Source organism: Labrys sp. Lb11 (assembly GCF_057554225.1).
Genome location: NZ_BAAJOT010000010.1, coordinates 156,072 through 179,363, shown reverse-complemented (window position 1 = coordinate 179,363; position 23,292 = coordinate 156,072). Strand labels below are relative to the sequence as shown.

Sequence of the window (23,292 nt, the reverse complement as noted above, 5' to 3'; positions counted from 1 at the left end):
CCCCGCCCGCGACGGGGCCTGCCTATCGGACAGCGGCGGGTCCGGACAGGCGTCCGGCCCCGTCGGACTTGGGAGCCGGCCTCACGGCTGCTGGAAGCACGCGACGTCGTACTGGGAGACGGCGTGGACGCTGTTGCTGTGGAGGGCCGACGCGGAACCTGGCGCTCCGGCATAGACGGCGCCCGAATGCCCGCCCGGGTTGAAGGGCGAGCCCGGCGCTGCAACGGCATTGCCGGGCGTGTTCGGGATCTCCTCGCAGGATTTGTCGGGCTGGCCCGTCGAGCCGCCGCCATGGGGATCGGCGGCGAGGACGGGGGCCGGCGCGAGCGCCAGGAGGCACGCGCCGACGAGGAGGGATGCACCGAGCTTCATCTTTCCAGTCCTTCCCTGTTTCCAGTCCTTCCCTGGAGCAAAGCGCGTTTTGGTGGAAACGCGCTTTGTTCTAACTCATTGTTTCGACGCGTCTTTGCGACTTGACGCGAGTCCGTCAAAACGCAAAACGCCTTAGAGCCGTGATGACCGTTCGAGGGCTCCGCGAAAACGAGCCAGCCCCATCGTTTCCGGGCCGAAGCGTCACGGCAGCGCTCCCGGCACGCCCGATCCTGTTCACGCACTCCGGATCAACGCCCCGCAGCGGGTCCCCCCACCCGCCGCTTCGCCTCCCCGCATCGGCGCGGGACGGCTCGCGCCCCGGGGCCTGCCGGGGCGTTCTGCGGGAGAACACCGGAGCGCGCGGATTATTCGGAAGGCGCGAAAATTTTTTTCGGACGATCCGGAAGGGCACGCGCACGGGGCCTTCACGGGCACCGGCGGGCCGGCCGATCATCCGAATTCGGGAGTGCACGGCGCTGTTGTCGCCGACGGCAACCCGACGGACATTGAGGCCTGCGGCACGCGAGCCCGGCTTCGATCTGCCGCCGCAGGAAATCGCGCTGCGCCAGGCGAACTCTGCCGATCCCGTGCCGAGAGTGGCTGCGGCTGTCGCAAGGACCTGGCTTCACGCCCGAAGGAGCGTTTCACGATCATGGAGAGACCGCCCTTTCCCGGCAGCAAGCCCGAGTGGCCGGCCTTCGACTGCTACGGCACCGTGATCCAGTGGGACGAGGGACTGCTCGCCGCAGTCGAGCAAATCCTCGCGCATCGATCGCAGCGGCCCGGAGGGGGCGTCGACGCGGCAACGCTCATCCGCGTCCATGACCGCCACGAGCACGTCCTGGAAGCGGAGCGGCCGCACCGCTCCTTCCGGACGCGACCACGTGCCGGACCGGGTCTTCGACCATCTCGGCAAGGTCCCGGCCTTCCTGGCTTCGGGCGAATGAGCCTGAGGCGGGCCGGTCTCCGGCCGGCGTGCCGCTCCCGGCTCCCAATGACCGCCTCCGGGGGATCGGTGCTGCCCCCTCACCCCTCCGTCCTGTACTCCGTCGTGAAATGGTGGTGCCACTGGCTCCCGCCCGCCTTGCCGGCGTAGAGCTGCTCCTCGACGAACAGCGAGGTCGGCAGGATCTCCACCGTCACCTTGCCGCGGTTGAACCAGGAGACGGCGAATTCGATGGCGCCGCCGCTGTGGTCGTAGGCGGTGCGCTCCACGCGGAAGATCGGGGTGCCTTCGGTGAGGTCCAGCGCCGCCGCGGTCTCGCCGGCGGCGGCCTCGGGGGTGTAACTGTCCTTGGCGCGGAAGGGCGTGGCGCCGAACTCCTGGCGCAGGATCTTATAGAGGCTCTCGTCCGGCGCGCTGATCTGAAGGCCCGGGAAGCGCCAGGCCGGGATGTAGGAGACGGTGAGGACGATCGGCACGCCGTCGATCAGCACCACGCGCGAATAGAAGAAGACGTCCTGGCCGGGCTCGAGCTGCAGGGTGGCGGCGATGTCGGCGGGCGGCACGTCGCGGCTGAAGCGCAGCAGCTGCACCGAGGGCTTCAGGCCCTGCGACTTCATCGCGCCGGTGAAGCTGGAGATCTCGCGGTAATAGCTCTCCACCCGGTCGAGGTCGACGAAGGTGCCGAGCCCGCGATGGCGGTGCAGCAGCCCCTCCTGCACCAGGCCGCTGATCGCCTGCTGCACCGTGCCGCGGCTGGTGCCGAGCTGCTGGGCGAGCTCGATCTCGCTGGTCAGGCGGTCGCGGATCTCGCCGGACAGGATGCGCCGGCGCAGCTGCTCCATGATCTGGACGTAGACCGGCCGCGGGTCGCGCGGATCGTCCGGCCTGCTCAGGGGCATGACGGGCTCGCTCATGGCCGGCTGCGGCGCGGCGCGGTGTCGTCGAAGTCGCGCAGCATGTTGAACCGCCCCCACCAGTCCTCCCGCAGATGCAGGTGGATCGCCCGGTACACCTCATGAAGCCGGGCATAGCGCTCCGTCAAGCGCGGGTCGGGCACGAAGCGCCGGCGCACCCGCCGCACCGCGCTCGCCGCCTCGGCGAGGTCGGCATAGACCCCGGTGGCGGCCCCGGCCAGCATGGCGACGCCGCGTGCGCCGAACTCCTCGCCCTCGGGCACCAGGATCTCCTTGCCGGTGCAGTCGGCGAACATCTGGCACCAGAAGGCGCTGCGGCTGCCGCCGCCGGCGATGAACCACTCGTCCAGGGCCGAGGGGATCGCCTGCGCGCAGTCGCGCATCGACAGCGCCACGCCCTCATAGACCGCGCGCAGCATGTGGGCCCGGGTGTGGCCCATGCTCAGGCCGAAGAACTGGGCCCGCGCCGCCGGGTGGAAGAAGGGCGAGACCACGCCGGCATCGCTGAGATAGGGGTGGTAGATCAGGCCGTCGGCCCCGAGCGGCACGGCCGCCGCCTGCGCCTCGGCCCAGTCGTAGAGGGCTCGGCCGGCCAGATCCGGCCGGGCGCGCTCGGCCGGGCAGAGCTGGTCGAGGAACCAGTCGAGGTTGACCGTGCCGGCGGTGTTGACCATGGCGCGCAGCCAGCAATCGCCGACGGTGCGCATCTGCACGCCGATGCCGGGCGGCTCGAAGGCGGGAGCCTCGAGCAGGAAGCAGTTGAGGAAGGAGGTGCCGACGATCGAGCAGGCCTGGCCGGGCCGCAGCGCCCCGGCGCCGAGGGTGGTGGCCGCCACGTCCATCATGCCGGCCACCACCGGCAGGCCGGCGGGCAGGCCGACGGCGGCGGCGACCTCCGGCAGGAGATGGCCGGCGACCGCGCCGGGGTCGCTCGGTGCGGGCAGCAGGGCCATCGCCTCCCGCACGCCGCAGGCCTCGAACACGTCCTCGGAGAAGCGCCCTTCGCGGATGTCGTAGGGCACGGCCGAGGCGTCGGTATGGTCGGTGGCGATCGCGCCGGTGAGGCGCAGGCGGATCCAGTCCTTGCAGAACACGGAGTGGCGGGCCTTCTCCAGCGCCCGCGGGTCGTGCTCCTTGAGCCAGCGCAGCACGGCGACGGTGTAGCCGGGGAAGACGACATTGCCGGAGACGGCGAAGAGCTCGTCCATCAGGCCGCTCTCCTGCCAGCGCCGGACGATGCCGGCGGCGCGACCGTCGTTCCACAGGATGGCGCTGCGCACCGGCCGGCCCTCGGCGTCGAGCAGCCAGCTCGAGCAGCAGGTGCCGCTGACGCCGATGCCGCGCACCGCCGCCGGCACGACGCCGGGCGCGCGCACGACGTCGCCGACCACGGCGAGCACGTCCTGCCAGAGCGCCTCCATGTCGGCCTCGGACCAGCCGATCTCGGGGTGCTCGAGGCGCGGCACGCGGTGGGCGGCGGCGAGAGCGGCGCCGGCGCGGTCGAACACCACGGCCTTGACGATCGAGGTGCCGACGTCGATTCCGAGGAGCAGCGGATCCATTCAAGCCTCGCGGGACGGTGGGCGGGGCGCCATGACGGCAGGACGAGGCGTCGGGCCGCCCTCTCCCGGCCGGGAGAAGGGCGAGGGGTCGGGCGATCTTCGAACGAGACGGGACGGATCGAGCCCCGGCGAGAGGACACCGCTCCGTTGCCGGAAGGCGCAGTCCCTCGCCGCTGCCCCACTCCCGGCCGGGCGCGAAATTCCTCGCGCCCTCGTCGGCCACCGGTCCATCGCGTCTCGCTCGCCCTCGTTCCCCCTCATCGCCGGAAGGCCCGCGCCTGCGCCACCACGGCGAAAGCCAGGATCGCGCCCTGCACGAACAATTGCCCGCTGTAGGACAGGCCGAGGAACCGCAGGAAGCTGCCGAGCAGGGCCAGGAAGAACACGCCCGCCACGCCGCCGACCACGGATCCCGAGCCGCCCGAGAGGGCGTTGCCGCCGATCACGGCCCCGGTGATGGAGTCGAGATTGTAGCCCTCGCCGAGCGACAGGCTGCCGACGCCGGTATAGCCGACCGCGAGCAGCCCGGCAAAGGCGGCCGACAGGCCGGAGAACACGTAGGCGAGGATGACGATGCGCGCCACCGGCACGCCGGAGAGCCGCGCCGCGCCGGCATTGGCGCCGAGATAGGCGAGCTGCCGCCCGAACATGGTCCGGTTGAGCAGGACGGCGCCGAGGGCGACGAAGGCGAGCGCGCACAGCACCGAGATCGGCAGGCCGGCGAAGCTGCCGTTGCCGAGGGTGCGCAGCGAGTCGGGAATGCCGCCCTTGGGCGCGCCGCCGGTCAGCACATAGGCGGCGCCCTTGAGCATGCCGAAGGTGCCGAGCGTGCCGATCAGCGGCGGGATGCCGAGCTTGGCGACGATCAGCCCGTTGAACAGACCGACCAGGCCGCCGATGGCCAGGCACAGCAGCACCGCCATGACGAGGTGCTCCTCGCTGCCGTTCAGCACATGGGCGGCGACGACGCTGACCAGGGTGATGACGGCGCCGTTCGACAGGTCGAGGCCGCCGGTCATCACCACCAGCACCTGGCCGACCGTGGCAACCGCCAGCGCCGAGGCCTGGCGTGCCACGTTGACGAGGTGGGTCGTCTCCACGAAGCTGTCCGAGACCACGGCGGCGACGGCGAGCAGCGCGGCGATGGCGATCCACACCGCCCCGGTCGGAGCGGTCAGGAACCGCAGGATCTGCCGGGCAGGCCCGGCGTCGCGGGCTGGGGAGGCGGTCGTCATGGTCAGGCCCTCCGCCGTCTCAGGAAGTCGAGCGACAGCGCGCCGATCAGGATCGCGCCCTTCAGGATCCACTGGTAGAAGGGCGAGACGTCGCGCAGGTTGAGCACGGTGTTGAGCATGGTCACCACCACGGCGGCCAGGCTGGTGCCGGCGATGCTGATCGCCCCGCCCAGGAAGCTGCCGCCGCCGAGCACCGCCACGGTGATGCTGTCCAGCGTCACCGGCTCGCCCACCAGCGGGTCGCCGGAGCTGATCCGGGCGGCGAGGAACAGGCCGGCCGCGGCCGAGACCAGGCCGGAGAGGACATAGAGCAGCACCTTCTGGCGTCGGACCGCGATGCCGGAGAGGCGGGCCGAGGCCTCGTTGCCGCCGATGGCGGTGAGCGACACGCCCCAGGCCGTGCGCCGCAGCGCCACGGCGAGCAGCGCCGCCAGCGCCAGCACGGCCAGCGTCGCCCACGGCAAGGCGCCGAGCGCCGCGCGGGCGAGCTGGCGGAAGCCCGGCGTCACCGAGCCGCCCGGCTGGTACATCACCTCCAGCGCCGCGCCCTGCAGGGCGATGCCGACCGCCAGGGTGATGATGAAGGGGCTGGCGCCCGACCAGGCGCAGAGGACGCCGTTGAGGAGGCCCGCGGCCATGCCGATCAGCAGCACCAGGGCGACGATCCCGGCCGCCTGGTCGGGATAGGCAGCCATCAGCACCGCGGCGACGACGTTGGTCAGGCTGATCACCGAGCCGATGGACAAGTCGATGCCGCCGACCAGCATGATCAGCGCCTGGGCGATGCCGGCCAGGATCAGCGGCGTCGCCGAGGTCAGGATGTTGCGGATCGCCCGCTCGCTGAGCAGGTTGGGCTCGATCGCCACGCCCAGCACGAGGATGAGGCCGAGCAGGACGATCGGCGCGCCGACGATCTGCCGCAGCCGGCCGGGATGGGCGAGGCTCGTCATGCCGCGCGGTCCATGCGGCCGGCCTCGGGTGCGGCGGCGGTCGCGGCCGTCATGATCGCCTCCTCGCTGGCCGCGTCGCCGCTCATCTCCGCGACGATGCGGCCATGGGCCATCACCAGCACGCGGTCGCTCATGCCGATGACCTCGGGCAGCTCGCCCGAGAGCAGGATGACGCCGACGCCCGAGCGGGTCAGCCGGCGGATGATGTCGTAGATCTCGCGCTTGGCGCCGACGTCGACGCCGCGGGTCGGCTCGGCCAGCACCAGCACCTTGGGCTCGGTGCCGAGCACCTTGCCGAGCACGAGCTTCTGCTGGTTGCCGCCGGAGAGGTCGGCCGCCTTCTGCCCGGCATGGGCGAGCTTGATGCGCAGCGCCGCCACGAGGTCGGCGACGAAGCGGGCCTCGGCGCGGCCTGCGACCATGAGGCCGGCCCGCAGCCGCCGGCCGAGGCTGGCGATGGCGAGATTCTCGCCGCAGCCGCGGATCAGGGCGAGCCCGTCGCGCTTGCGGTCGTCCGGGACATAGCCGATGCCGGCCGCGATCGCCTCGCGCGGCGAGCGGATCCGCGCCGGCCGGCCCGCCACCGCCAGTTCCGCCGCCCGGAACGGCACGGCGCCGGCCAGCGCCTGGACCAGCTCGCGCTGCCCCTGCCCTTCCAGGCCGGCGATGCCGACGACCTCGCCGGCCCGCACCTCCAGCCGTTCGACCCGCACCGCGGCGCCGACGGAAAGGCCGCGCACCGACAGCACCGGCTCGCCGAAGGCCCCGTCCCTGGCCGGGTAGAACTCGCCGAGCGGCCGGCCGATCATCATGCGCACGAGGTCGTCGGGCGTCACTTCCGGGATCGCCCGCGTGCCGACATGGCGCCCGTCCTTGAGCACGGTGACGCTGTCGGCGATGGCGAAGATCTCGGCCATGCGATGCGAGACGTAGAGGATGCACACGCCGTCGGCGCGCAGGGACCGGATGAGGCGGAACAGCACCTCGATCTCGGCGTCGTTGAGCGCCGCGGTCGGCTCGTCCATCAGGAGCACCTTGACGTCGCGGCTGAGCGCCTTGGCGATCTCGACCATCTGCTGGCCGGCGACGTTGAGGTCGCCGACCCGGTCGTCGGGCGAGAAGGCGGCGCCGATGCGATCGAGAATGGCGGCGGTACGGCGGCGCAGGGCCGCCCGGTCGATCCAGCCGGCATGCGTCGGCAGCCAGCCCAGAAACATGTTCTCGGCGACGGTGAGCTGCGGCACCAGGTTGAACTCCTGGTAGATCGTCACCACCCCGGCCTCGAGCGCCGCGAGCGGCGTGGCGAACTGACCTTCCCGGCCGCCGCAGACGATCGTGCCGGCGTCGGCGGCGACGGTGCCGGCCAGCACCCGGATCAACGTCGACTTGCCGGCGCCGTTCTCGCCGAGCAGGGCCCGGACATGGCCGGCCGGCACGGCGAAGGACACGTCGTCCAGCGCCCGCGTGCCGCCATAGGCTTTGGAGATGCCCCGGAACTGGAGAAAATCTTGCGTCATGCCCATCGCGGCTCGTTGAAGGGGACAGCGCCCCCCGTGGAGGGGCGACGAGAAGGAAAGCGCGACGCACGCGGACGCAGGACCTCGGCCCCCGGCACGCGCCCGCCCCTGCCCCTCTCCCGGCCGGGAGAGGGGGTCCGTCGCGACCTACGCCGTCACTGCGAGCACTTGTACAGGCCCTTGATCGTGTCGTAGTCCATCTTGGTGTTGGCCCAGACGTCGTCGGGGCAGTGCGGCTTGACGTAGTCGCCGAGGTTCTGCTCGGTGATCAGCGAGATCGGGATCTCGTGCCACTTCTCCACGCTCTCGCCGCTGAGGCAGGCGACGAGTTGGTTGAGGGCCTCCACGCTCTGCCAGGTCGGCTCGTCCGGCCCGACCGAGGAGAAGCCGTCGCCCTTCTTGGCGGCCCAGGTCTTCAGGAAGCCGTTATAGCCCTCGCCGGTGACCGGGATCAGCGGCTTCTTGGCCGTGGCCAGGGCGTCGATCGCCGCCTGCGACATCGCCCCGCCCTGGGAATAGACGCCGTCGATCTGCGGATAGGCGGAGATGAAGTCCTGCATCGCCGCCTTGCCCTTGTCATAGGCCCAGTCGCCGGGCTGGCGGGCGAGTATCTTCACATCCGCGCCGAGCGCGTCGAGGGCGCCGCGGGTGCGCAGGTCGCTGGTCGAGGTGCCGGCCATGCCCTCCAGCACCACGACATTGCCCTTGCCGCCCAGCTTCTCGCGCAGCCAGTTGCCGCCGATCCAGCCGAACTTGTACTCGTCGGCCCAGACGATCGAGGTGAATTTGTCGGTGGCGATCTCGTTGTTGAAGATCACGGTCGGGATGCCGTCGGCCACCGCTTCCTCCACCGTCGGCGCCATCGCTTCGGCCGAGAGCGGCGTGATCAGGAGGCCGTGCACGCCGCGGGTGAGCAGGTCCTCGACGTCGGAAAGCTGCTTGGGCCCGTTGCCGTCGGCATTGGTCAGGACCAGCTCCTTGATCCGCTTGTCCTTGGCCGCGGCGAACTTCAGCTCCTCGAACATCTGGACGCGGAAGGAGTTGCCGAGGCTGTAGTTGGACACACCGATGGTCCAGGGCGGGTCCTTCTTCATGGCGCTGCAATCGGTCTTGGCGTCGGTCCAGGCGGCCGGGCGCATGGGCTTGGGCTCTGCCGCCGGCGCCGGCGGCACGACGGACTGGGCGGCGAGCGCCCCGAGCAGGACGGCCGACGCCGCCGACTTCAACCTGGTAGTGATACCCATGTTTCCCCTCTCGAGAGCGAGCGTTCCGCCGGCGTTTTGTCAGTCGGTTCGGCAGCCGCCGGCCTGGCTGTTGCCGCATATGATCAAATGACTAGTCATCTAGTCAATAGGTGCTATGCTCTTTCGATCCGCGGCCGGCGAGACGGCGGCGCGGCGAGGGACAAGGAGCGCGGCCCATGCCGTTCATCAGGACAGTGCGCGGCGACATCGCGCCGGCCGATCTCGGCACAACCTATTGCCACGACCATATTTTCTGCACGCCGCCGCTCTGGCGCGAGAAGGGCGACGACGACCTCCTGCTCGACGATTTCGACAGTTCCCTGCGCGAGGTCGTCTCCTTCCGCGAGTCGGGCGGCCGGACGATCTACGACGCCACGGCGATCGACTACGGCCGCGACCTCGGCGCGGTCGCGCGCATCTCCGAGCTTGCGGGCGTTCACGTCATCGGCACCGCCGGGCTGAACAAGCAGATCATGTGGGCCGGCCGGATGCCCGGGCAGGAGCGGACGTTCGCCGCCTGGCTGGAGGCCCTTTCCGTCGACGCGCTGCGCCAGAGCGTGGTCGACGACGTCGTCGCCGGCCAGGACGGCATCCGCTGCGGCGTCGTCAAGTTCGGCACCGGCTACAACACCCTGTCCGCCCTGGAGGAGAAGGTGATCGTCGCCGTGCTGGCGGCCCACAAGGACACGGGCGCGCCGGTCCATTCCCACACCGAGCTCGGTACCATGGCGCTGGAGCAGCTCGACATCGTCCGGCGCGAGGGGGTCGACCCGGCGCGCCTGACCATCGCCCATCTCGACCGCAACCCGGACCCGTGGCTGCTGCGCAAGGTCGCCGAGACGGGCGCCTTCCTGTCCTTCGATGGCCTCACCCGGGTGAAGTACTACCCTGAATCGGTGCGCATCGGCCTGATCCTCGACCTGGTGCGCCGCGGCCACGCCGGCCAGATCATGATCGGCGGCGACATCGCCCGGAAGACCATGTTCCGTCACTACGGCAAGGGCGGCCTCGGCATGGCCTTCATCCTCGACAAATGGTGCCCCCGCTTCGTCGAGGAGGCCGGGGAAGCCGGCTTCGACGGCGCGGCGCTGCTCGATCTCTTCCTGGTCCGCAACCCGCAGAGGGCCTTCGCCTTCGCCTGAGGCGCCGCCGGCGCTCCCCCGCATCCTTCAACTCGGCAACGGTTCCCATGGCTGGCTTGCGCTACGACGTCGATCTCCCCCTCATCGCCGAATGCGACGTGCTCGTGGTCGGCGGCGGCAGCGCCGGCGCAGCGGCGGCCGTCGCCGCCGCCCGGCAGGGCGCCGACGTGATGCTGATCGAAAGATACGGCTTCCTCGGGGGCACCGGCGCCATGGTGCTCGACACCTTCTACGGCTTCTTCACGCCCGGCGCGGTCGAGCACAAGGTGGTCGGCGGCGTCGGCGACGACGTCGTCGAGGGCCTGGCGCGCCACGGTGCGCTGATCAAGCGGCCGAACAGCTACGGGGCCGGCGCCGGCTACACCTACGATCCCGACATCCTCAAGGTGGTCTGGGACGACCTTGCCGCCGCGGCCGGCGTCCGCCTCTACCTGCACACCGGCTTCGTCGACGTGGTGACGGAGGGCGCTCGCATCGGCGCCGTGGTCGTCTCCGGCCCGCGCGGCCCGGGCGCGATCCGCGCCGGCCTCGTCGTCGACGCCTCGGGCGACGCCCATGTCGCCTTCCGCGCCGGGGCGCCGTTCGAGGACGCCGGCGCGCTCGGCATCGCCCAGTCGCTCACCACCACCTTCCGCATGATCAATGTCGACGTCGTCCGCGCCACCGCCTTCCCCAAGAGCCGGATGTGGGCACTGATGCAGGACAAGGACGGGCTCTACCGCCTGCCGCGCAAGGAGGGCAGCGCTCATATCAGCCCGACGCCGCACGTCATGGTCACCAACATGACCCGGGTCGGCGGGGTCGACGCCACCGACGTCGTCGCCCTCGGCGCCGCCGAGCGCGAGGGCCGGGCGCAGGCGCTCGAATATGCCCGCTTCCTCAGGGACGCCGTCCCCGGCTACGAGCAGGCCAGCCTCGGCGGCCTGTCCACCCAGATCGGCGTGCGCGAGACCCGGCGCATCCGCGGCGACTACTGGCTGACCCGCGAGGACGTGATGGCCGCCCGCAAGTTCCCGGATGCGATCGCCCGCTGCGGCGCGCCGATCGAGGTGCACCATGCCGGCGGCGACACGCGCTGGGAGTACCTGCCCGACGGCGAGACCTACGACATCCCCTACCGCGCCCTCCTGCCCGCAGCGGTCGACAACCTGCTGGTCGCCGGGCGCTGCCTCAGCGCCTCGCACGACGCGCATGCCAGCGTGCGCTCGATCGGCCAATGCCTCGCCATGGGCCAGGCTGCCGGCACCGCCGCCGCCCTCGCCGCGCGCGACGGGCTGGCGCCGCGGGCGGTCGCGGTCGAGGAGCTGCGCAGCCAGCTTCGCCGGGACGGAGCGGTGCTGTGATCGTCCGCACCGTCCTCGGCGACATCGCGCCCGAAGCGCTCGGCCGCGTCCTGACGCACGAGCACGTCTATGCCGACCCGCCGCCCGACGTCGCCGACGCGGATCTGCGCCTCGACGACGAGACCCGTGCCGCGGCCGAGCTCGCCGCCTTCCGGGCCGTCGGCGGCGGCGCCGTGGTCGACATGACCACGGTCGACTATGGCCGCGACGTCGGCGCCCTCGCCCGGATCGCCCGGGCGGCCGGCGTCCACGTCGTCGCCGCCACCGGCTTCAACAAGGGCCGCTTCGCCGGCCGCCTGACCGCCGGTGTCGCCACGGCGGACCTCGCCGCGCGCATGATCGCCGACGTGCGCGCCGACGCCGACGGCTCCGCCGGCCGGGCCGGCGTGATCAAGGCCGCCTCCGGCCTGGACGGGCCGGACGCCGACGAGCGGCGCGTGTTCGAAGCGGCGGCCGAGGCCCATGCCGCGACGGGCGCGCCGGTCAGCACCCACACCGAGAAGGGCACCTGGGCCGACGGCCAGGTCGCCCTGCTCACCGGCCTCGGCGTCGCGCCGGACCGCATCCTCATCGGCCATCTCGACCTCAAGCCTGACCTCGGCTATCTCCGCGCGATCGCCGAGACCGGCGTGTTCCTCGGCTTCGACCAGTTCACCAAGGCCAAGTACCTCGCCGACGCCGCCCGCATCGCCCTGATCGGCAAGCTTGCGCTCGAAGGCCACGCCGGCCGCATCCTGGTCAGCGGCGACCTCGCCCGCCGCTCCTATCTCACGGCCTGGGGCGGCGGTCCCGGCTACCCCTACTTCGCCGGCGATCTGGAGCAGGCCTTCGCCGCGGCGGGGCTGCCCGGCGAGTTCCACCGGCGAATCGTCGTCGACAATCCCCGCCGCTTCCTGGCCTTCGAGCCCCGGCCGTAGAGAGCCGGCCCCGTTTGGTTGGACGGCGCCCCGCGGAATTCAAGCGGCTTCCTGCCGGGTTGTGCCGAACGCGGGGCTTTGCGCTTTTGCCGGTGTGCCGGGAGGGCGTGGCCCGGCCAGAGCAGCGGCAAAAGCGCGGACGACGATGATGCGGCCGTCGCCATGGCCCGGTTGCCGAAACAGGCCTTGTCGGGCGTGCGACCGGCAAGGCTCGAATGCGTCCGGGTCCGCAACCCGCTTGCCGACCACGATTATGGCGAAATCCTGCTGCGAGGAATGCGAAAACTTGTGGTAGAGGACAATGACGGGTTCAAGATTCCTGAGAATCCTGCTTTTCACGGCGGATGAATATCTCCTCGCCTTGTCTTTCGGCGATCGCGGAGTAAGTCAGCCAGATTCGAACCCTTGAAAGACATCGAGAGAACCGTGTCCGACAACGCGGAAACGAATGGGCGAACCGTCGGCGACCGCCCCGCCCGGCTCATAGATGTAGCACGGCGTGCCAACGTCTCGCGCGCGACGGCGGCGCGCGCGCTGGGCGGCTATGGGCTTGTCGGCGAAGATACCCGCGAACGGATCATGGCCGCCGCCCGGGACCTGAACTACAGCGCCAACGTCCTTGCCCGTGCCATGCGCGCCGGCACGACGCAGACGATCGGCGTGGTCGTCGCCGATATCAGCAACTCGTTCTTCTCCTCGGCGATCCGCGCCATCATCGATACCGCGACGCTCGCCGGATACCAGACCCTCGTGCTCAACACCGACGACAACGTCCGCAAGGAAATCGACGCCGTCAGGGTGCTCCTGGAAAACAGGGTCGACGGCTTGATCGTCGTCCCTTCGTCCGTCTCGGTCTACGACCATCTCATCCTGGGCGATGAGCTTGCGAAACCGGTGGTGCTGCTCGATCGCCGCGTCGAGGCGCTGGATGTGACGAGCGCCTGCACGGACGACCGCGCCGGGGCGAGAGAAGCCGTGGAGCTGTTCCTCGAATACGGGCACCGAAATATCGGGCTGCTCCTGGCGACGGCGGCGGCGAACGGGCCGAAGATTGCCCAGCCGGAGGGTGTCGTCTCCACCGTGAAGGAACGGCGGGCCGGCGCCCTCGAAGCGCTGTCCGCCATGGATGCTCCGAACCCGGCCATTCGCTACAGCCGCAGCAATCTGGATGAAAGCACCCAGGCGGCGCGCGAACTCCTGACGCTCGACCCCCGGCCGACCGCCATCCTTGCCACCAACGAGGAGATGGCGCTCGGTGTTCTGACCGCCTGCAACGAGCTGGGTCTTTCGGTCGGCGGCGACGTGTCGCTCATCAGCTTCGACGATTCTCCCTGGGCGAAGGTCGTCGCACCGGCGATCTCGGTGGTCAAAAGGCCGGTCTACGATCTCGGGAGCGCCGCCGTCGCCGCCTTGATCAGGGAGATCAGGGGAGAGGGGCGGATCGGGCGCATCGAGCTTCCGACGGAATTGATCGATCGCGGCTCGGTCGGCCCCGTCCGCTGAATCATACGGATATTTTCATGGTCTTGACAGGCGGCGCCCGCTCGCTGCCCGCGGTGGTTCGCGCCCTCGCCTAGCATGTTCGAATCCCCGTTGACAAACACGCAGACTTGAGGAATTCATAAATTGAGATCGATCTCATTGGAAGTGAGATCGATCTCACTAGGGAGAAAACGATCTCGTGAGGAGGTTCTGCAATGAAAATTGGTCAGGCTCTGTCCAAGGCTCTTCTGCCCGGCGCAGCGGCAGTCGCAATGTCCGTCGCGCCGTCATTGGCCAAGGATGTCAAGTCCGTCGGCATTTCGGTCGGCTCGCTGGGCAATCCCGGCTTCGTCATCATTAGCAACACGGCGACGCGCCTGATCAAGAAGGCCAGCCCGTCCGCCCAGGTGACCACGGTCGGCTACGACTACGATATCGGCAGGCAAGTCAATCAGATCGACAACTTCATCGCCGCAGGCGTCGACTTCATCCTGCTCAACCCCGGCGACCCCAAGGCGATTACGCCGGCGATCAGGAAGGCGCAGGCGGCCGGCATCCCGGTCGTCGCCTTCGACACGTCGGCCGAAGGTGCCGACGCAGCGATCACGACCGACAACGTCATGGCAGGTCGTGTCGCGTGCCAGTACATCGTCGACAAGCTTCAGGGCAGGGGCAACGTGATCATCCAGAACGGCCCGCAAGTGTCGTCCGTGATCGACCGCGTCAATGGCTGCAAGGAAGCGCTAGGCAAGGCTTCCGGCATCAAGATCCTGTCCGACGACCAGGACGGCAAGGGCTCGCGTGACGGTGGAATGGCTGTGGCCCAGGGCTACTTGACCCGCTTCCCGAAGATCGACGCCATCTTCACCATCAACGATCCGCAGGCGATCGGCACGGCGCTTGCCGCAAAGCAGGCAGGCCGCAGCGAGTTCTTCATCACCTCCGTCGATGGCTCGCCCGACATCGAGGCTGCCCTCAAGGATCCCGCATTCGAGATGATCAAGGCCTCGGCAAGTCAGGATTTCTACGCCATTCCCAAGGTGTCGGTGGAAACCGCGATTGGCATCATCGACGGCAAGAAGCCTGCAGACCCGCTGATCCTGATCCCGTCGGCGCTCGTCACCCGTGAAAACGTCGGTGAATACAAGGGCTGGAATTACAAGCACGAAGACTAGGCTCCCAGGCGATGGGCGGCGGTCCTTTTCTTTCCAGACGGGACCGCCGTCCGGTCCAGCGATCGGCAACGCCCCGGAGCGAGTGCCAGGCGTTGCCTCGAAATAAAAGCATCGGGCATCCGCCATTTGAGAAGAAGCGGACATGCCCCCAACGAGGCCTGTGCGACCATGCTTCAACTCAACGCCGTCAATCTCGACGCCTTCGACGCCAACGTCGCCAAGCCGGCCTACGAACGAAGCCGGCTCCGGCCGGGTATCGTCCATTTCGGCGTCGGCAATTTCCATCGCGTCCATCAAGCGGTCGCTATCGACGCCTGCCTGCACCATGCCGGCAACGAAGGCTGGGCGATCTGCGGCATCGGCCTGACCGACGGTCCCGCCGCCCGTGAAAAGGCGGAGGCCTATCGCCGGCAGGACAATCTCTACACCGTCACCACCCTCACCTCCCCCGAGCCGAGAGAAACGCGGATCGTCGGCGCCATGGTCGACTATATCCACGCCCCAAGCGATCCCGCACGGGTACTGGAGCGTCTTGCGGACGGCGCGACGCGGATCGTCTCGCTGACGATCACCGAGGGCGGCTACAATATCGACGAAGCGACGGGCGAGTTTCAGCTCGACGCCCCGTCGGTCCGGCAGGATCTCGCCGGCGGTACGCCGAGAACCGTCTTCGGCTATATCGTCCAGGCGCTTGCGCGCCGCTGCGACGCCGGGCTGCCGCCCTTCACGGTCCTCTCCTGCGACAACCTTCAACGCAATGGAGACGTCATCCGCAAAAGTATCGTGACCTTCGCCCGCGCCGTCGATCCCGCATTGGCGAATTGGATCGACGAGCACGGCGCTTTCCCCAATTCCATGGTCGATCGCATCGCCCCGCAGGTGCCGGAGGCGGAGCGCCGGCGCGTGACGCGACTGATCGGCGTCGACGATCTCGTCGCGGCCACGTGCGAGGCCTATACGAGCTGGGTGGTGGAAGACCGCTTCTCGGCTGGACGGCCGCCGCTCGAACGCGCCGGCGTAGTCTTCAGCGACGACGTCGCGGCCTATGTGGCGGTCAAGGGCCGGCTTTCCAATGCAGCCCATATGCTGATGTGCTACCCGTCGCTGCTGATGGGCTCGCGCTATGTCGACGAAGGCATGCGCCGGCCGGAAATCCCTCACCTCCTCCGGAACTTTTGGGATCTCGACGGCAAACCGCGGGTGGAACCCCCGGCCGGCTACTCCGTCGATACATTCACCTCCCAGGTGATCGAGCGCTTCGCCAATCCTGCGATCAAAGATCAGCTGCTGCGCGTTGCCGGCGACGGTGCTTCGAAGATTGTGGCGTTCCTCGGCAAGACGATTGCCCAGCTCCTCGAAGACGGCGGCGACGTTTCCCGCATCGCTTTCCTTTCGGCTTGCTTCTGGCGCTATCTGCAGGGTGTCGATGATGCCGGAACGCGTTTCGAAGTTTTCGAACCGCACCTGGCCGAACGCGACTGGAACCAGGTCCGCACGGGCGATCCGCTGGCATTGCTCGACATCGAGGCCTTCCGCGGCCTGAACCTGCGGCAGAGCCCGCGCTTCCTCGAGGCCTATCTGCGCCTCGTCACCCAGCTCGAAGCCACGGGAACGGCCGCAACGCTGGCTCGGCTCCTGGTCTAGGGAGGTTTTCATGACCGCAGACACGCATCCCCCATTCCTCGCGGTGCGCAATGTCTCGAAGACATTCGGGCGCAACCGGGCGCTTTCCAACGTGTCCCTCGACATCCGGCTGGGAGAGATTCATGCCTTGATGGGCGAGAACGGCGCCGGCAAATCGACGCTGATGAAAATCCTCTCCGGCGCCTACGTGCCGGATGAGGGATCGGAAATCCTGATCGACGGCCGGAAGGTCGCGATATCCGGGCCGATGGCGGCGATGCAGCTCGGCATCGCGATCATCTACCAGGAGCTGGCGCTCGCCCCGAACCTCACCGTCGCCGAGAACATCCATCTCGGCCGCGAGCTTGGCCGGTACGGCCTGATCGACCGCGAGGCCATGGTCGGCGGCGCGGAACGCGTGCTGAAGCGTCTCGGGGCAAGCTTTACGGCCCGCCACAAGGTCGCGGACCTGTCCATCGCCGAGCGCCAGCTCGTCGAGATCGCCCGCGCCGTCCATGCCCAATCGCGCGTGCTGATCATGGACGAGCCGACGACCACGCTTTCGGAACGGGAGACCGACCGTCTCTTCGCGCTGGTCCGCCAGTTGAAGTCCGAGGGACTGGCCATCGTCTATATCAGCCACCGCATGAAAGAGGTCTATGAGCTCTCCGATCGCGTCTCGGTGCTGCGCGACGGAACCTATGTCGGCACGCTGGAGCGCGGGGACATCACGCCCGCCGCCGTGGTCCGGATGATGGTCGGCCGCGACCTCTCCTCCTTCTACAAGAAGGAGCATGACGCCCATGGCAGCCGCGGCCGGGCCATCCTTTCGGTCCGCGATCTCTCGGACGGACGCCGCGTCCGGCCCTGTTCCTTCGACATCCACGAAGGCGAGGTTCTGGGCATTTCTGGTCTTGTCGGCGCGGGGCGCACGGAGCTGGCGCGCCTCGTCTACGGCGCCGATCCGAAGGTGTCCGGAACGGTCTCGGTCGACGAGCGCGAGGTGACCATCCGCACCCCGCTCGACGCGATCGACGCCGGCATCGCCTATCTCACCGAGGACCGGAAACTGCTCGGCCTGATGCTGGACATGTCGGTCTCGGAGAACATCAATCTCGGCGTCCTCGCCCGCGACGCCCGGCCCGGCGGCTTCCTCAACCGCGTGAAGGGCCGCCTGCGCACCGCCGAGGCGATCAAGGCAACCGGCATCCGCACCGCCTCGCCCGACGCGCCGGTCGGGGGCCTGTCGGGAGGCAACCAGCAGAAAGTCCTGCTGTCGCGCCTTTTGGAAACGAAACCGCGCGTGCTCATCCTCGACGAGCCGACCCGAGGGGTCGATATCGGCGCCAAGTCCGAGATCTACCGGCTGATCGACCACCTCGCGCGCAGCGGCGTCGGCGTCGCGGTCATCTCGTCGGAGCTGCCCGAGATCGTCGGCATCTGCGACAGGGTCGTCGTCATGCGCGAAGGCCATATCGCCGGCGAACTCGGTGGCGGCGGTTCCGCCGAAATCACCCAGGAAGCCATCATGGCGCTCGCAACATCGGATGCCGGCGAGGCGGCCTGACGCGCCCGGCCTCACGAACAAGCCTGATTTGGGAGGAGACAATGACAAGCAAAGCGAGCCCCGCCGCCGCGACCGCAAGACACAGGACCGCACTTGCGGGCACGATTCGCACGCTCGGCATGCTGCCGGCCCTGGTGCTGATCTCGATCCTGTTCCAGGTCCTGTCCGGCTATGTCGAGACCGGCGCGCTGAGCTGGTCGGACGGCCGGTTCATGTCCTGGAACAACCTGTCCATCGTCGCCCAGCAGGCCTCGATCAACACGGTCCTCGCCGCCGGAATGACCTTCGTCATCCTGACGGGCGGCATCGATCTTTCGGTCGGTTCCGTTCTGGCGGCCTCCGCCATGGTCGCAATGATGGCATCGCTCGTACCCGGCTTGAGCGTGTTGAGCATTCCTGCGGCTCTCGCAGTGGGGACCGGGTTCGGCCTGGTCAACGGCGCACTTATCGCCGCGATCCGCCTGCCGCCCTTTATCGTCACCCTCGGCACCATGACCTCGGTGCGCGGCCTTGCCCGCCTCTTCGGCAATGACAACACGATCTTCAACGCCAGCCTCGATTTCGCCTTCATCGGCAATGGGACATTCCTCGGCATTCCGTGGCTGATCATCATCGCGCTTGCAACCGTCGTCGTTTCCTGGCTGGTCCTGCGACGCACCGTGCTTGGCATGCGCATCTACGCCATCGGCGGCAACCCGGAAGCTTCGCGCCTCGCCGGCGTCAAGGTCTGGCTGATCACGCTCTTCGTCTATGGCGTTTCCGGCCTGCTGGCCGGGCTCGGCGGCGTGATGTCGGCGGCGAAGCTCTACGCCGCCAACGGCCTGCAGCTCGGCCAATCCTACGAACTCGACGCCATCGCGGCCGTCATCCTCGGCGGCACCAGCTTCGTCGGCGGCATCGGCTCCATCTGGGGTACGCTGGTCGGCGCGCTGATCATTGCGGTTCTGTCGAACGGGCTGATCCTTACCGGCGTCTCCGATATCTGGCAGTTCATCATCAAGGGCCTCGTCATCATCGGTGCCGTCGCCCTCGATCGCCTGCGCACCTCTGGCGGCGCGCGGACCTGACCGCATAACCTGAATTCGACGCACGGAGCAATGTCCGTACGCCCTGCCTGCGAAGACGATTTCTGAAGGGTTTCCCGATGGCGCATGCACTCTCCCTCTCCACGCTTGACGCGATATCCAGAACCGCATCGGTCCCCGGCTACGAGCGCGACGCGATCATCGCCGGCATCCTCCACTTCGGCGTCGGAAATTTTCACCGCGCCCACCAGGCGGTTTATTTCGACCGCCTGCTCAACCTCGGCGAGGACAGGGACTGGGCCCTGGTCGGCGCCGGCGTCACCGAGCACGACCGCGCGATGCGTGAGAAACTGAAGGCGCAAGACTATCTGACGACCGTCGTCGAACAGACCGCAGGCGTGTCCCGTGCGCGCGTTACCGGAGCGATGATCGATTTCCTTGATTCCGGCGACCGAAGCAGCATCGTCGACCGGCTTGCCGATCCCGCAATTCGCATCGTATCGCTGACCATCACCGAAGGTGGCTACTTCATCAACCCATCCTCCGGCAGCTTTGATTCGGGCAACGACGCGATCCGCGCCGACGCTGCCGACCCCGAAAACCCGAAGACGATTTTCGGCCTCATTCTCGCGGGCCTCCGGCGCAGACGGGAGGCCGACATTGCGCCCTTCACCGTCATGTCCTGCGACAACATCCAGGGCAATGGTCATGTCGCGATGGAAACGCTTTGCGGCCTCGCCCGGCTTTCCGACCCTGACTTCGCGGACTGGATCGCCGCGAACGTCGCCTTCCCGAACAGCATGGTCGACCGCATCACGCCCATCACGACCGCACGCGAGATCGAGGACTGCCGGCAGCGCTTCGGCATCTCCGACGCCGCGCCGGTCTATTGCGAGGACTTCACTCAATGGGTGCTCGAAGACAAGTTTTCCGCAGGCCGGCCCGCCCTGGAAAAGGTCGGCGTGACCTTCGTCGCCGATGTCGCGCCCTACGAGCTGATGAAATTGCGTATCCTCAATGGCGGTCACGCATCGATCGCCTATGCCGGTGAATTGCTCGACATCCATTTCGTGCATGAGGCGATGGCGGACCCGGATATCGGGGCATTCCTTTCGAGGATGATGCGAGAGGAAATCATACCGATGGTACCTCCTGTCCCCGATATCGATCTCACGCAGTATTTTGGACGCGTCCGCGAGCGCTTCGCAAACCCCAGGATCGCCGACACGATCCCACGGCTTGCCTATGACGGCTCGAACAGGCAACCGAAGTTCATTCTGCCGGCGATCCGCGACCGGCTCGCCGCCGGCGGAACCATCACGGGCCTTGCGCTCGTTTCGGCTCTCTGGTGCCGCCACTGCTTCGGCACGACGGAGTCCGGCCGGCAGATCGCACCAAGCGACCCGATTTGGTCGAGATTGCAGGAAACCGCGAAGGCAGCCCGAGCCAACCCCAATGCCTGGATAGCCATGCGCGACATCTACGGCGATCTTCACGATGCTCCGGCTTTCGTCGAGGCGTTTGCCCGGAATCTCCAGTCACTCTGGGCGCGCGGCACAAGAGCCACCCTCGCCTGCTACGGAAGCGGACAAGCGGAGAATCCGGCATGAGCCCATCGCGGAGAACGCCCGCAAGATCGCCGCGGCCGCCGCCGATATCCATGACATGGAGGGCGGCGAGCGCGTCCTGATTGCGGTCGCCGGAGAATTGCGGGGATGGTTTACTTTTTTCGCGATTGTGGAGTGCCACCTTGGAGACGCAGGCCTGGATGCGTTCGCTGGAACACGCGGAACCACGACATGGAAGGATTTCCCTGATAAGATGAATTGGAAACCAAGCGTTGTTGAAAAGCTGGCGGATCCAAGCACGCAAGTGCGTTTCAATCTAGATCAAGTTAATGTTTGGGACGGCATATCGCCCTCATCTGCGGGATGCGGCGACGCAATCGATTGGGATTTTCTGCAAATCGGGCAGAATCCGCGATGGCGACCTACTATCAAATTCTTAGATAATGAAATTGAGGTTCAAAATCCATTTAATCAAGGGAACGAAACATGTGTGATCTTATTAAAGAGCGCAGTTTCCAATTGTGGGAATATCGTGTTAGCCACGGATCTCTGTTGACACGAAGTCCGCACAGCAGGGTTTTCAATGAGAATTATAGATATAATATTTTCGGTATTGAATATATTTCTGTTACTCGCATGATTGGCGAGATAGTTATTTTGGAAGGAAGCAACAAAGATGTGCAAAATGTAGAACTAATTTTGAATCGTAAGCTAATTTCATCGAAGGCGTGGGCTTTACAAGGAGAGCGACAGCGATCTCTCGTGGCTGCTGCCGGCATGGAAGTTCGGAAACATTTCGGGGACATGTTTGACAGCCCCTTCTCGTAGAGTCTGACCGTAATTACCCATGTGGTATCGTCCGGCGGCGCCGCGGTCGGCCTGCCTAGAGCGGACCGAGGCCGAGAATTGAGTAAACTGCCACCGCAATGCCCGGGACGGAGAATAGGTGAATGATGAGTCCCCGCCTACGAAATGGTTTGCGTTTAATCTCGATTCTGGCTGTCGTGGGATTCGGATTATACTCCTCATTGCGGTACTATTATGGAGTGCCAAATCAATGGACAGACCCGTCGCTGCGTGGCCGCACAGCCCTTCAGATATACGAAAAGCTTGGAGAGCCCTCAGCGTCCGGCTTGGTTAAAGGATTTGATGAGTGGTGGATGGACGGCTTTCCGGATTGGACTTTAATTATTCATTATCGCCCAACAAATCCCAAACTAAGCGACGCAGATCCGAATAATGTTCGCGCTGATTACGCTGAAATTATGCGAGTGCACAATTTATATGTAACAACAAGGAAAGAAAGACATCGCATATGGTAATGAATTATTAGGAATTTTATTTTCTTATTATTGCGGATAAGCCTTATTTTATTCGCGATTGGGATAGATAATTGCTCACGATGTGCAGTGAGTTGACTCGCAGCCGCCGGAACCCCGCCTCGTCCAGGAAGTGGCCGGCCGCGCGCCACCACTCGGCGCGCAACCGGCCCGTCCCGAAGCGCCTCAGCGCTTGCGCACGAACTCCGTCCGCAGCACCAGGCCCTTGATGCCCTCGTAGCGGCAGTCGATCTCCTCCGGATCGTCGGTGAGGCGGATCGACTTGATGACGGTGCCCTGCTTCAGTGTCTGGTTCGCGCCCTTGACCTTCAGGTCCTTGATGAGCGCGACGGAATCGCCATCGGCGAGGACGTTGCCGGCGGCGTCGCGCACCGCGACGCGCTCGGCGGCGGCGGCCCTGGCCAGTTGCGAAGCCGGCACCCATTCGCCGCTCGCCTCGTCATAGACATACTCGTCGTCGTCGGCCATGCCGGTCCCCGTCGCAGGATTGATCGGTTTCCCCCGCCATAGCGAAGTTCGGGGCGGGATGCCATCCGCCCCGGGTCGCGCGGCATCGCAAACGCCCTCAGCCGCCGTTCCGCCATTCGACGGGCGTGCGGCCCATCTCCCGGCGGAACATGAAGCTGAACGCCGAAGGCGAGGCATAGCCCAGATCCATCGCGATCGCCGTGACGCCCCGTCCCGCGCCGAGCCACTCCAGCGCCCGGAATAGGCGCAGCCGCCGGCGCCACTCCCGCAAGGTCATGCCGAGTTCCGCATCGAAGCGGCGGGCGAGCGTGCGCGGCGCCAGCCCCAGTTGGCGGCACCAGGCCGCCAGGGTGCGCGCATCCCCGGGATCGTCGTAGAGGGCCTCGCAAAGCCGGCGTAGCGGCTCGCTCCGCGGCCATGGCAGGCAGACGTCATGCGGCCTGGCCCGCCGGAGCTGGCCGAGAATGAGCGCCTCGACATGCGCGACATAGGCCTCGTCCTCGGTCCGGCCGCCGATCGCGTCCAGCTCGGCGATCAGGGCGCGCAGGAACGGCGACACCGCCAGCACGACGCATCGGTCCGGCATCTTGAGATCGGGGGCGTCCGCGACATAAAGGCTGCGAAAGGCCGCGCCGCCCAGCGAGCCGGACGCATGCGCCGTGCCGGTCGGCAGCCAGACCGCCTGGTCCGGCGTGATGACGGTGCGCATCGCCTCCAGGGTGACGACCAGCGAGCCGGACATGGCATAGGCGAACTGGTTCCAGGGGTGGGCGTGAACGGTGAAGGCCTGTCCGGCCAGGAGCTCCTGCGAGCGCAGATGAACGGCGCGCGGCAGCCGGTCGATCCCGGCGGGCGGAATGAGCTGCATGCGAGCGCCGGCGTTCGGCATGGATCCTCGGAAT

At 67.4% G+C, this 23,292-nt stretch carries 21 protein-coding genes and 1 pseudogene; 12 read left to right on the top strand and 10 right to left on the bottom strand.

Going from position 1 to position 23,292, the window contains the following annotated elements; genetic code table 11:
• Positions 1-81: 81 nt before the first annotated feature.
• Entirely contained in the window at positions 82-372 is a 291-nt protein-coding gene (locus AC27L4_RS31180; RefSeq protein WP_487146564.1) for an adenylate cyclase, read from the bottom strand.
• Between the two features lie 652 nt (positions 373-1,024).
• Between AC27L4_RS31180 and AC27L4_RS31175 the strand changes: the two are divergent.
• Both AC27L4_RS31175 and AC27L4_RS31170 read left to right on the top strand, forming a co-directional pair.
• Positions 1,025-1,246: pseudogene (locus tag AC27L4_RS31175) on the top strand (hypothetical protein); the annotation flags it as partial.
• Positions 1,194-1,319 carry a hypothetical protein gene (locus AC27L4_RS31170; RefSeq protein ID WP_487146668.1) on the top strand — a complete coding sequence of 42 codons (126 nt, stop codon included), beginning with the start codon at positions 1,194-1,196 and terminating at the stop codon, positions 1,317-1,319. The pseudogene AC27L4_RS31175 and the gene AC27L4_RS31170, both read left to right, overlap by 53 nt.
• 79 nt (positions 1,320-1,398) lie before the next feature.
• Here AC27L4_RS31170 and AC27L4_RS31165 read toward each other — a convergent pair whose 3' ends face one another.
• The 6 genes from AC27L4_RS31165 to AC27L4_RS31140 all read right to left on the bottom strand — a co-directional run bounded on the left by AC27L4_RS31165 (position 1,399) and on the right by AC27L4_RS31140 (position 8,740).
• Positions 1,399-2,232, bottom strand: a complete 834-nt coding sequence (locus AC27L4_RS31165) for a GntR family transcriptional regulator (RefSeq protein WP_487146562.1) — start codon at positions 2,230-2,232, stop codon at positions 1,399-1,401.
• On the bottom strand, positions 2,229-3,794 hold the full coding sequence (locus tag AC27L4_RS31160) for an FGGY-family carbohydrate kinase (protein WP_487146561.1): 1,566 nt from the start codon (positions 3,792-3,794) through the stop codon (positions 2,229-2,231). The genes AC27L4_RS31165 and AC27L4_RS31160 overlap by 4 nt, the downstream gene beginning before the upstream one ends.
• A 257-nt stretch (positions 3,795-4,051) precedes the next feature.
• The gene (locus AC27L4_RS31155; RefSeq protein ID WP_487146560.1) at positions 4,052-5,029 is read right to left on the bottom strand and encodes an ABC transporter permease; all 978 of its coding nucleotides are present in this window, start codon (positions 5,027-5,029) and stop codon (positions 4,052-4,054) included.
• A 2-nt stretch (positions 5,030-5,031) separates the two neighbouring features.
• A complete protein-coding gene (locus AC27L4_RS31150) occupies positions 5,032-5,979 on the bottom strand; it encodes an ABC transporter permease (RefSeq protein WP_487146559.1) in 948 nt (315 codons plus the stop codon).
• Complete coding sequence (locus AC27L4_RS31145; RefSeq protein WP_487146557.1) at positions 5,976-7,502, bottom strand: sugar ABC transporter ATP-binding protein; 1,527 nt, start codon at positions 7,500-7,502, stop codon at positions 5,976-5,978. Before AC27L4_RS31145 ends, AC27L4_RS31150 begins: the two co-directional genes overlap by 4 nt.
• A gap of 149 nt (positions 7,503-7,651) precedes the next feature.
• On the bottom strand, positions 7,652-8,740 hold the full coding sequence (locus AC27L4_RS31140; protein ID WP_487146556.1) for a substrate-binding domain-containing protein: 1,089 nt from the start codon (positions 8,738-8,740) through the stop codon (positions 7,652-7,654).
• 176 nt (positions 8,741-8,916) lie between these two features.
• Here AC27L4_RS31140 and AC27L4_RS31135 point away from each other — a divergent pair, with 176 nt between their 5' ends.
• From AC27L4_RS31135 to AC27L4_RS31125, 3 genes are read left to right on the top strand one after another with little or no spacing between them, the layout of a single operon-like run.
• Entirely contained in the window at positions 8,917-9,882 is a 966-nt protein-coding gene (locus AC27L4_RS31135; protein WP_487146555.1) for a phosphotriesterase family protein, read from the top strand.
• Positions 9,883-9,929: 47 nt separating this feature from the next.
• On the top strand, positions 9,930-11,225 hold the full coding sequence (locus AC27L4_RS31130) for an FAD-dependent oxidoreductase (protein WP_487146554.1): 1,296 nt from the start codon (positions 9,930-9,932) through the stop codon (positions 11,223-11,225).
• On the top strand, positions 11,222-12,142 hold the full coding sequence (locus tag AC27L4_RS31125; protein WP_487146552.1) for a phosphotriesterase family protein: 921 nt from the start codon (positions 11,222-11,224) through the stop codon (positions 12,140-12,142). The genes AC27L4_RS31130 and AC27L4_RS31125 overlap by 4 nt, the downstream gene beginning before the upstream one ends.
• Positions 12,143-12,181: 39 nt before the next feature.
• Here the strand turns inward: AC27L4_RS31125 and AC27L4_RS31120 are convergent, their stop codons facing one another.
• Positions 12,182-12,481: a hypothetical protein gene (locus AC27L4_RS31120; protein ID WP_487146550.1), complete on the bottom strand. Its 300-nt coding sequence runs from the start codon at positions 12,479-12,481 to the stop codon at positions 12,182-12,184.
• Positions 12,482-12,547: 66 nt separating this feature from the next.
• Here AC27L4_RS31120 and AC27L4_RS31115 point away from each other — a divergent pair, with 66 nt between their 5' ends.
• The 7 genes from AC27L4_RS31115 to AC27L4_RS31085 all read left to right on the top strand — a co-directional run bounded on the left by AC27L4_RS31115 (position 12,548) and on the right by AC27L4_RS31085 (position 21,138).
• Positions 12,548-13,645 carry a LacI family DNA-binding transcriptional regulator gene (locus tag AC27L4_RS31115; protein ID WP_487146549.1) on the top strand — a complete coding sequence of 366 codons (1,098 nt, stop codon included), beginning with the start codon at positions 12,548-12,550 and terminating at the stop codon, positions 13,643-13,645.
• 194 nt (positions 13,646-13,839) lie between these two features.
• Entirely contained in the window at positions 13,840-14,799 is a 960-nt protein-coding gene (locus tag AC27L4_RS31110; protein ID WP_487146548.1) for an ABC transporter substrate-binding protein, read from the top strand.
• Between the two features lie 168 nt (positions 14,800-14,967).
• Positions 14,968-16,443 (top strand): mannitol dehydrogenase family protein, encoded by a 1,476-nt coding sequence (locus AC27L4_RS31105; protein ID WP_487146547.1) that lies wholly within the window; start codon positions 14,968-14,970, stop codon positions 16,441-16,443.
• A 10-nt stretch (positions 16,444-16,453) separates the two neighbouring features.
• Positions 16,454-17,989: a sugar ABC transporter ATP-binding protein gene (locus AC27L4_RS31100; protein ID WP_487146546.1), complete on the top strand. Its 1,536-nt coding sequence runs from the start codon at positions 16,454-16,456 to the stop codon at positions 17,987-17,989.
• Between the two features lie 41 nt (positions 17,990-18,030).
• Positions 18,031-19,056 carry an ABC transporter permease subunit gene (locus AC27L4_RS31095; RefSeq protein WP_487146545.1) on the top strand — a complete coding sequence of 342 codons (1,026 nt, stop codon included), beginning with the start codon at positions 18,031-18,033 and terminating at the stop codon, positions 19,054-19,056.
• A gap of 77 nt (positions 19,057-19,133) precedes the next feature.
• A complete protein-coding gene (locus AC27L4_RS31090; protein ID WP_487146544.1) occupies positions 19,134-20,624 on the top strand; it encodes a mannitol dehydrogenase family protein in 1,491 nt (496 codons plus the stop codon).
• 55 nt (positions 20,625-20,679) lie between these two features.
• Entirely contained in the window at positions 20,680-21,138 is a 459-nt protein-coding gene (locus AC27L4_RS31085; RefSeq protein ID WP_487146543.1) for a hypothetical protein, read from the top strand.
• Between the two features lie 949 nt (positions 21,139-22,087).
• On the opposite strand, the gene AC27L4_RS31080 is transcribed toward AC27L4_RS31085, so the two are convergent.
• Together AC27L4_RS31080 and AC27L4_RS31075 are read right to left on the bottom strand one after the other, a co-directional pair.
• The gene (locus AC27L4_RS31080) at positions 22,088-22,390 is read right to left on the bottom strand and encodes an alkylphosphonate utilization protein (protein WP_487146542.1); all 303 of its coding nucleotides are present in this window, start codon (positions 22,388-22,390) and stop codon (positions 22,088-22,090) included.
• A 97-nt stretch (positions 22,391-22,487) separates the two neighbouring features.
• Positions 22,488-23,258: an AraC family transcriptional regulator gene (locus tag AC27L4_RS31075; RefSeq protein WP_487146541.1), complete on the bottom strand. Its 771-nt coding sequence runs from the start codon at positions 23,256-23,258 to the stop codon at positions 22,488-22,490.
• Between the last annotated feature and the right edge of the window lie 34 nt (positions 23,259-23,292).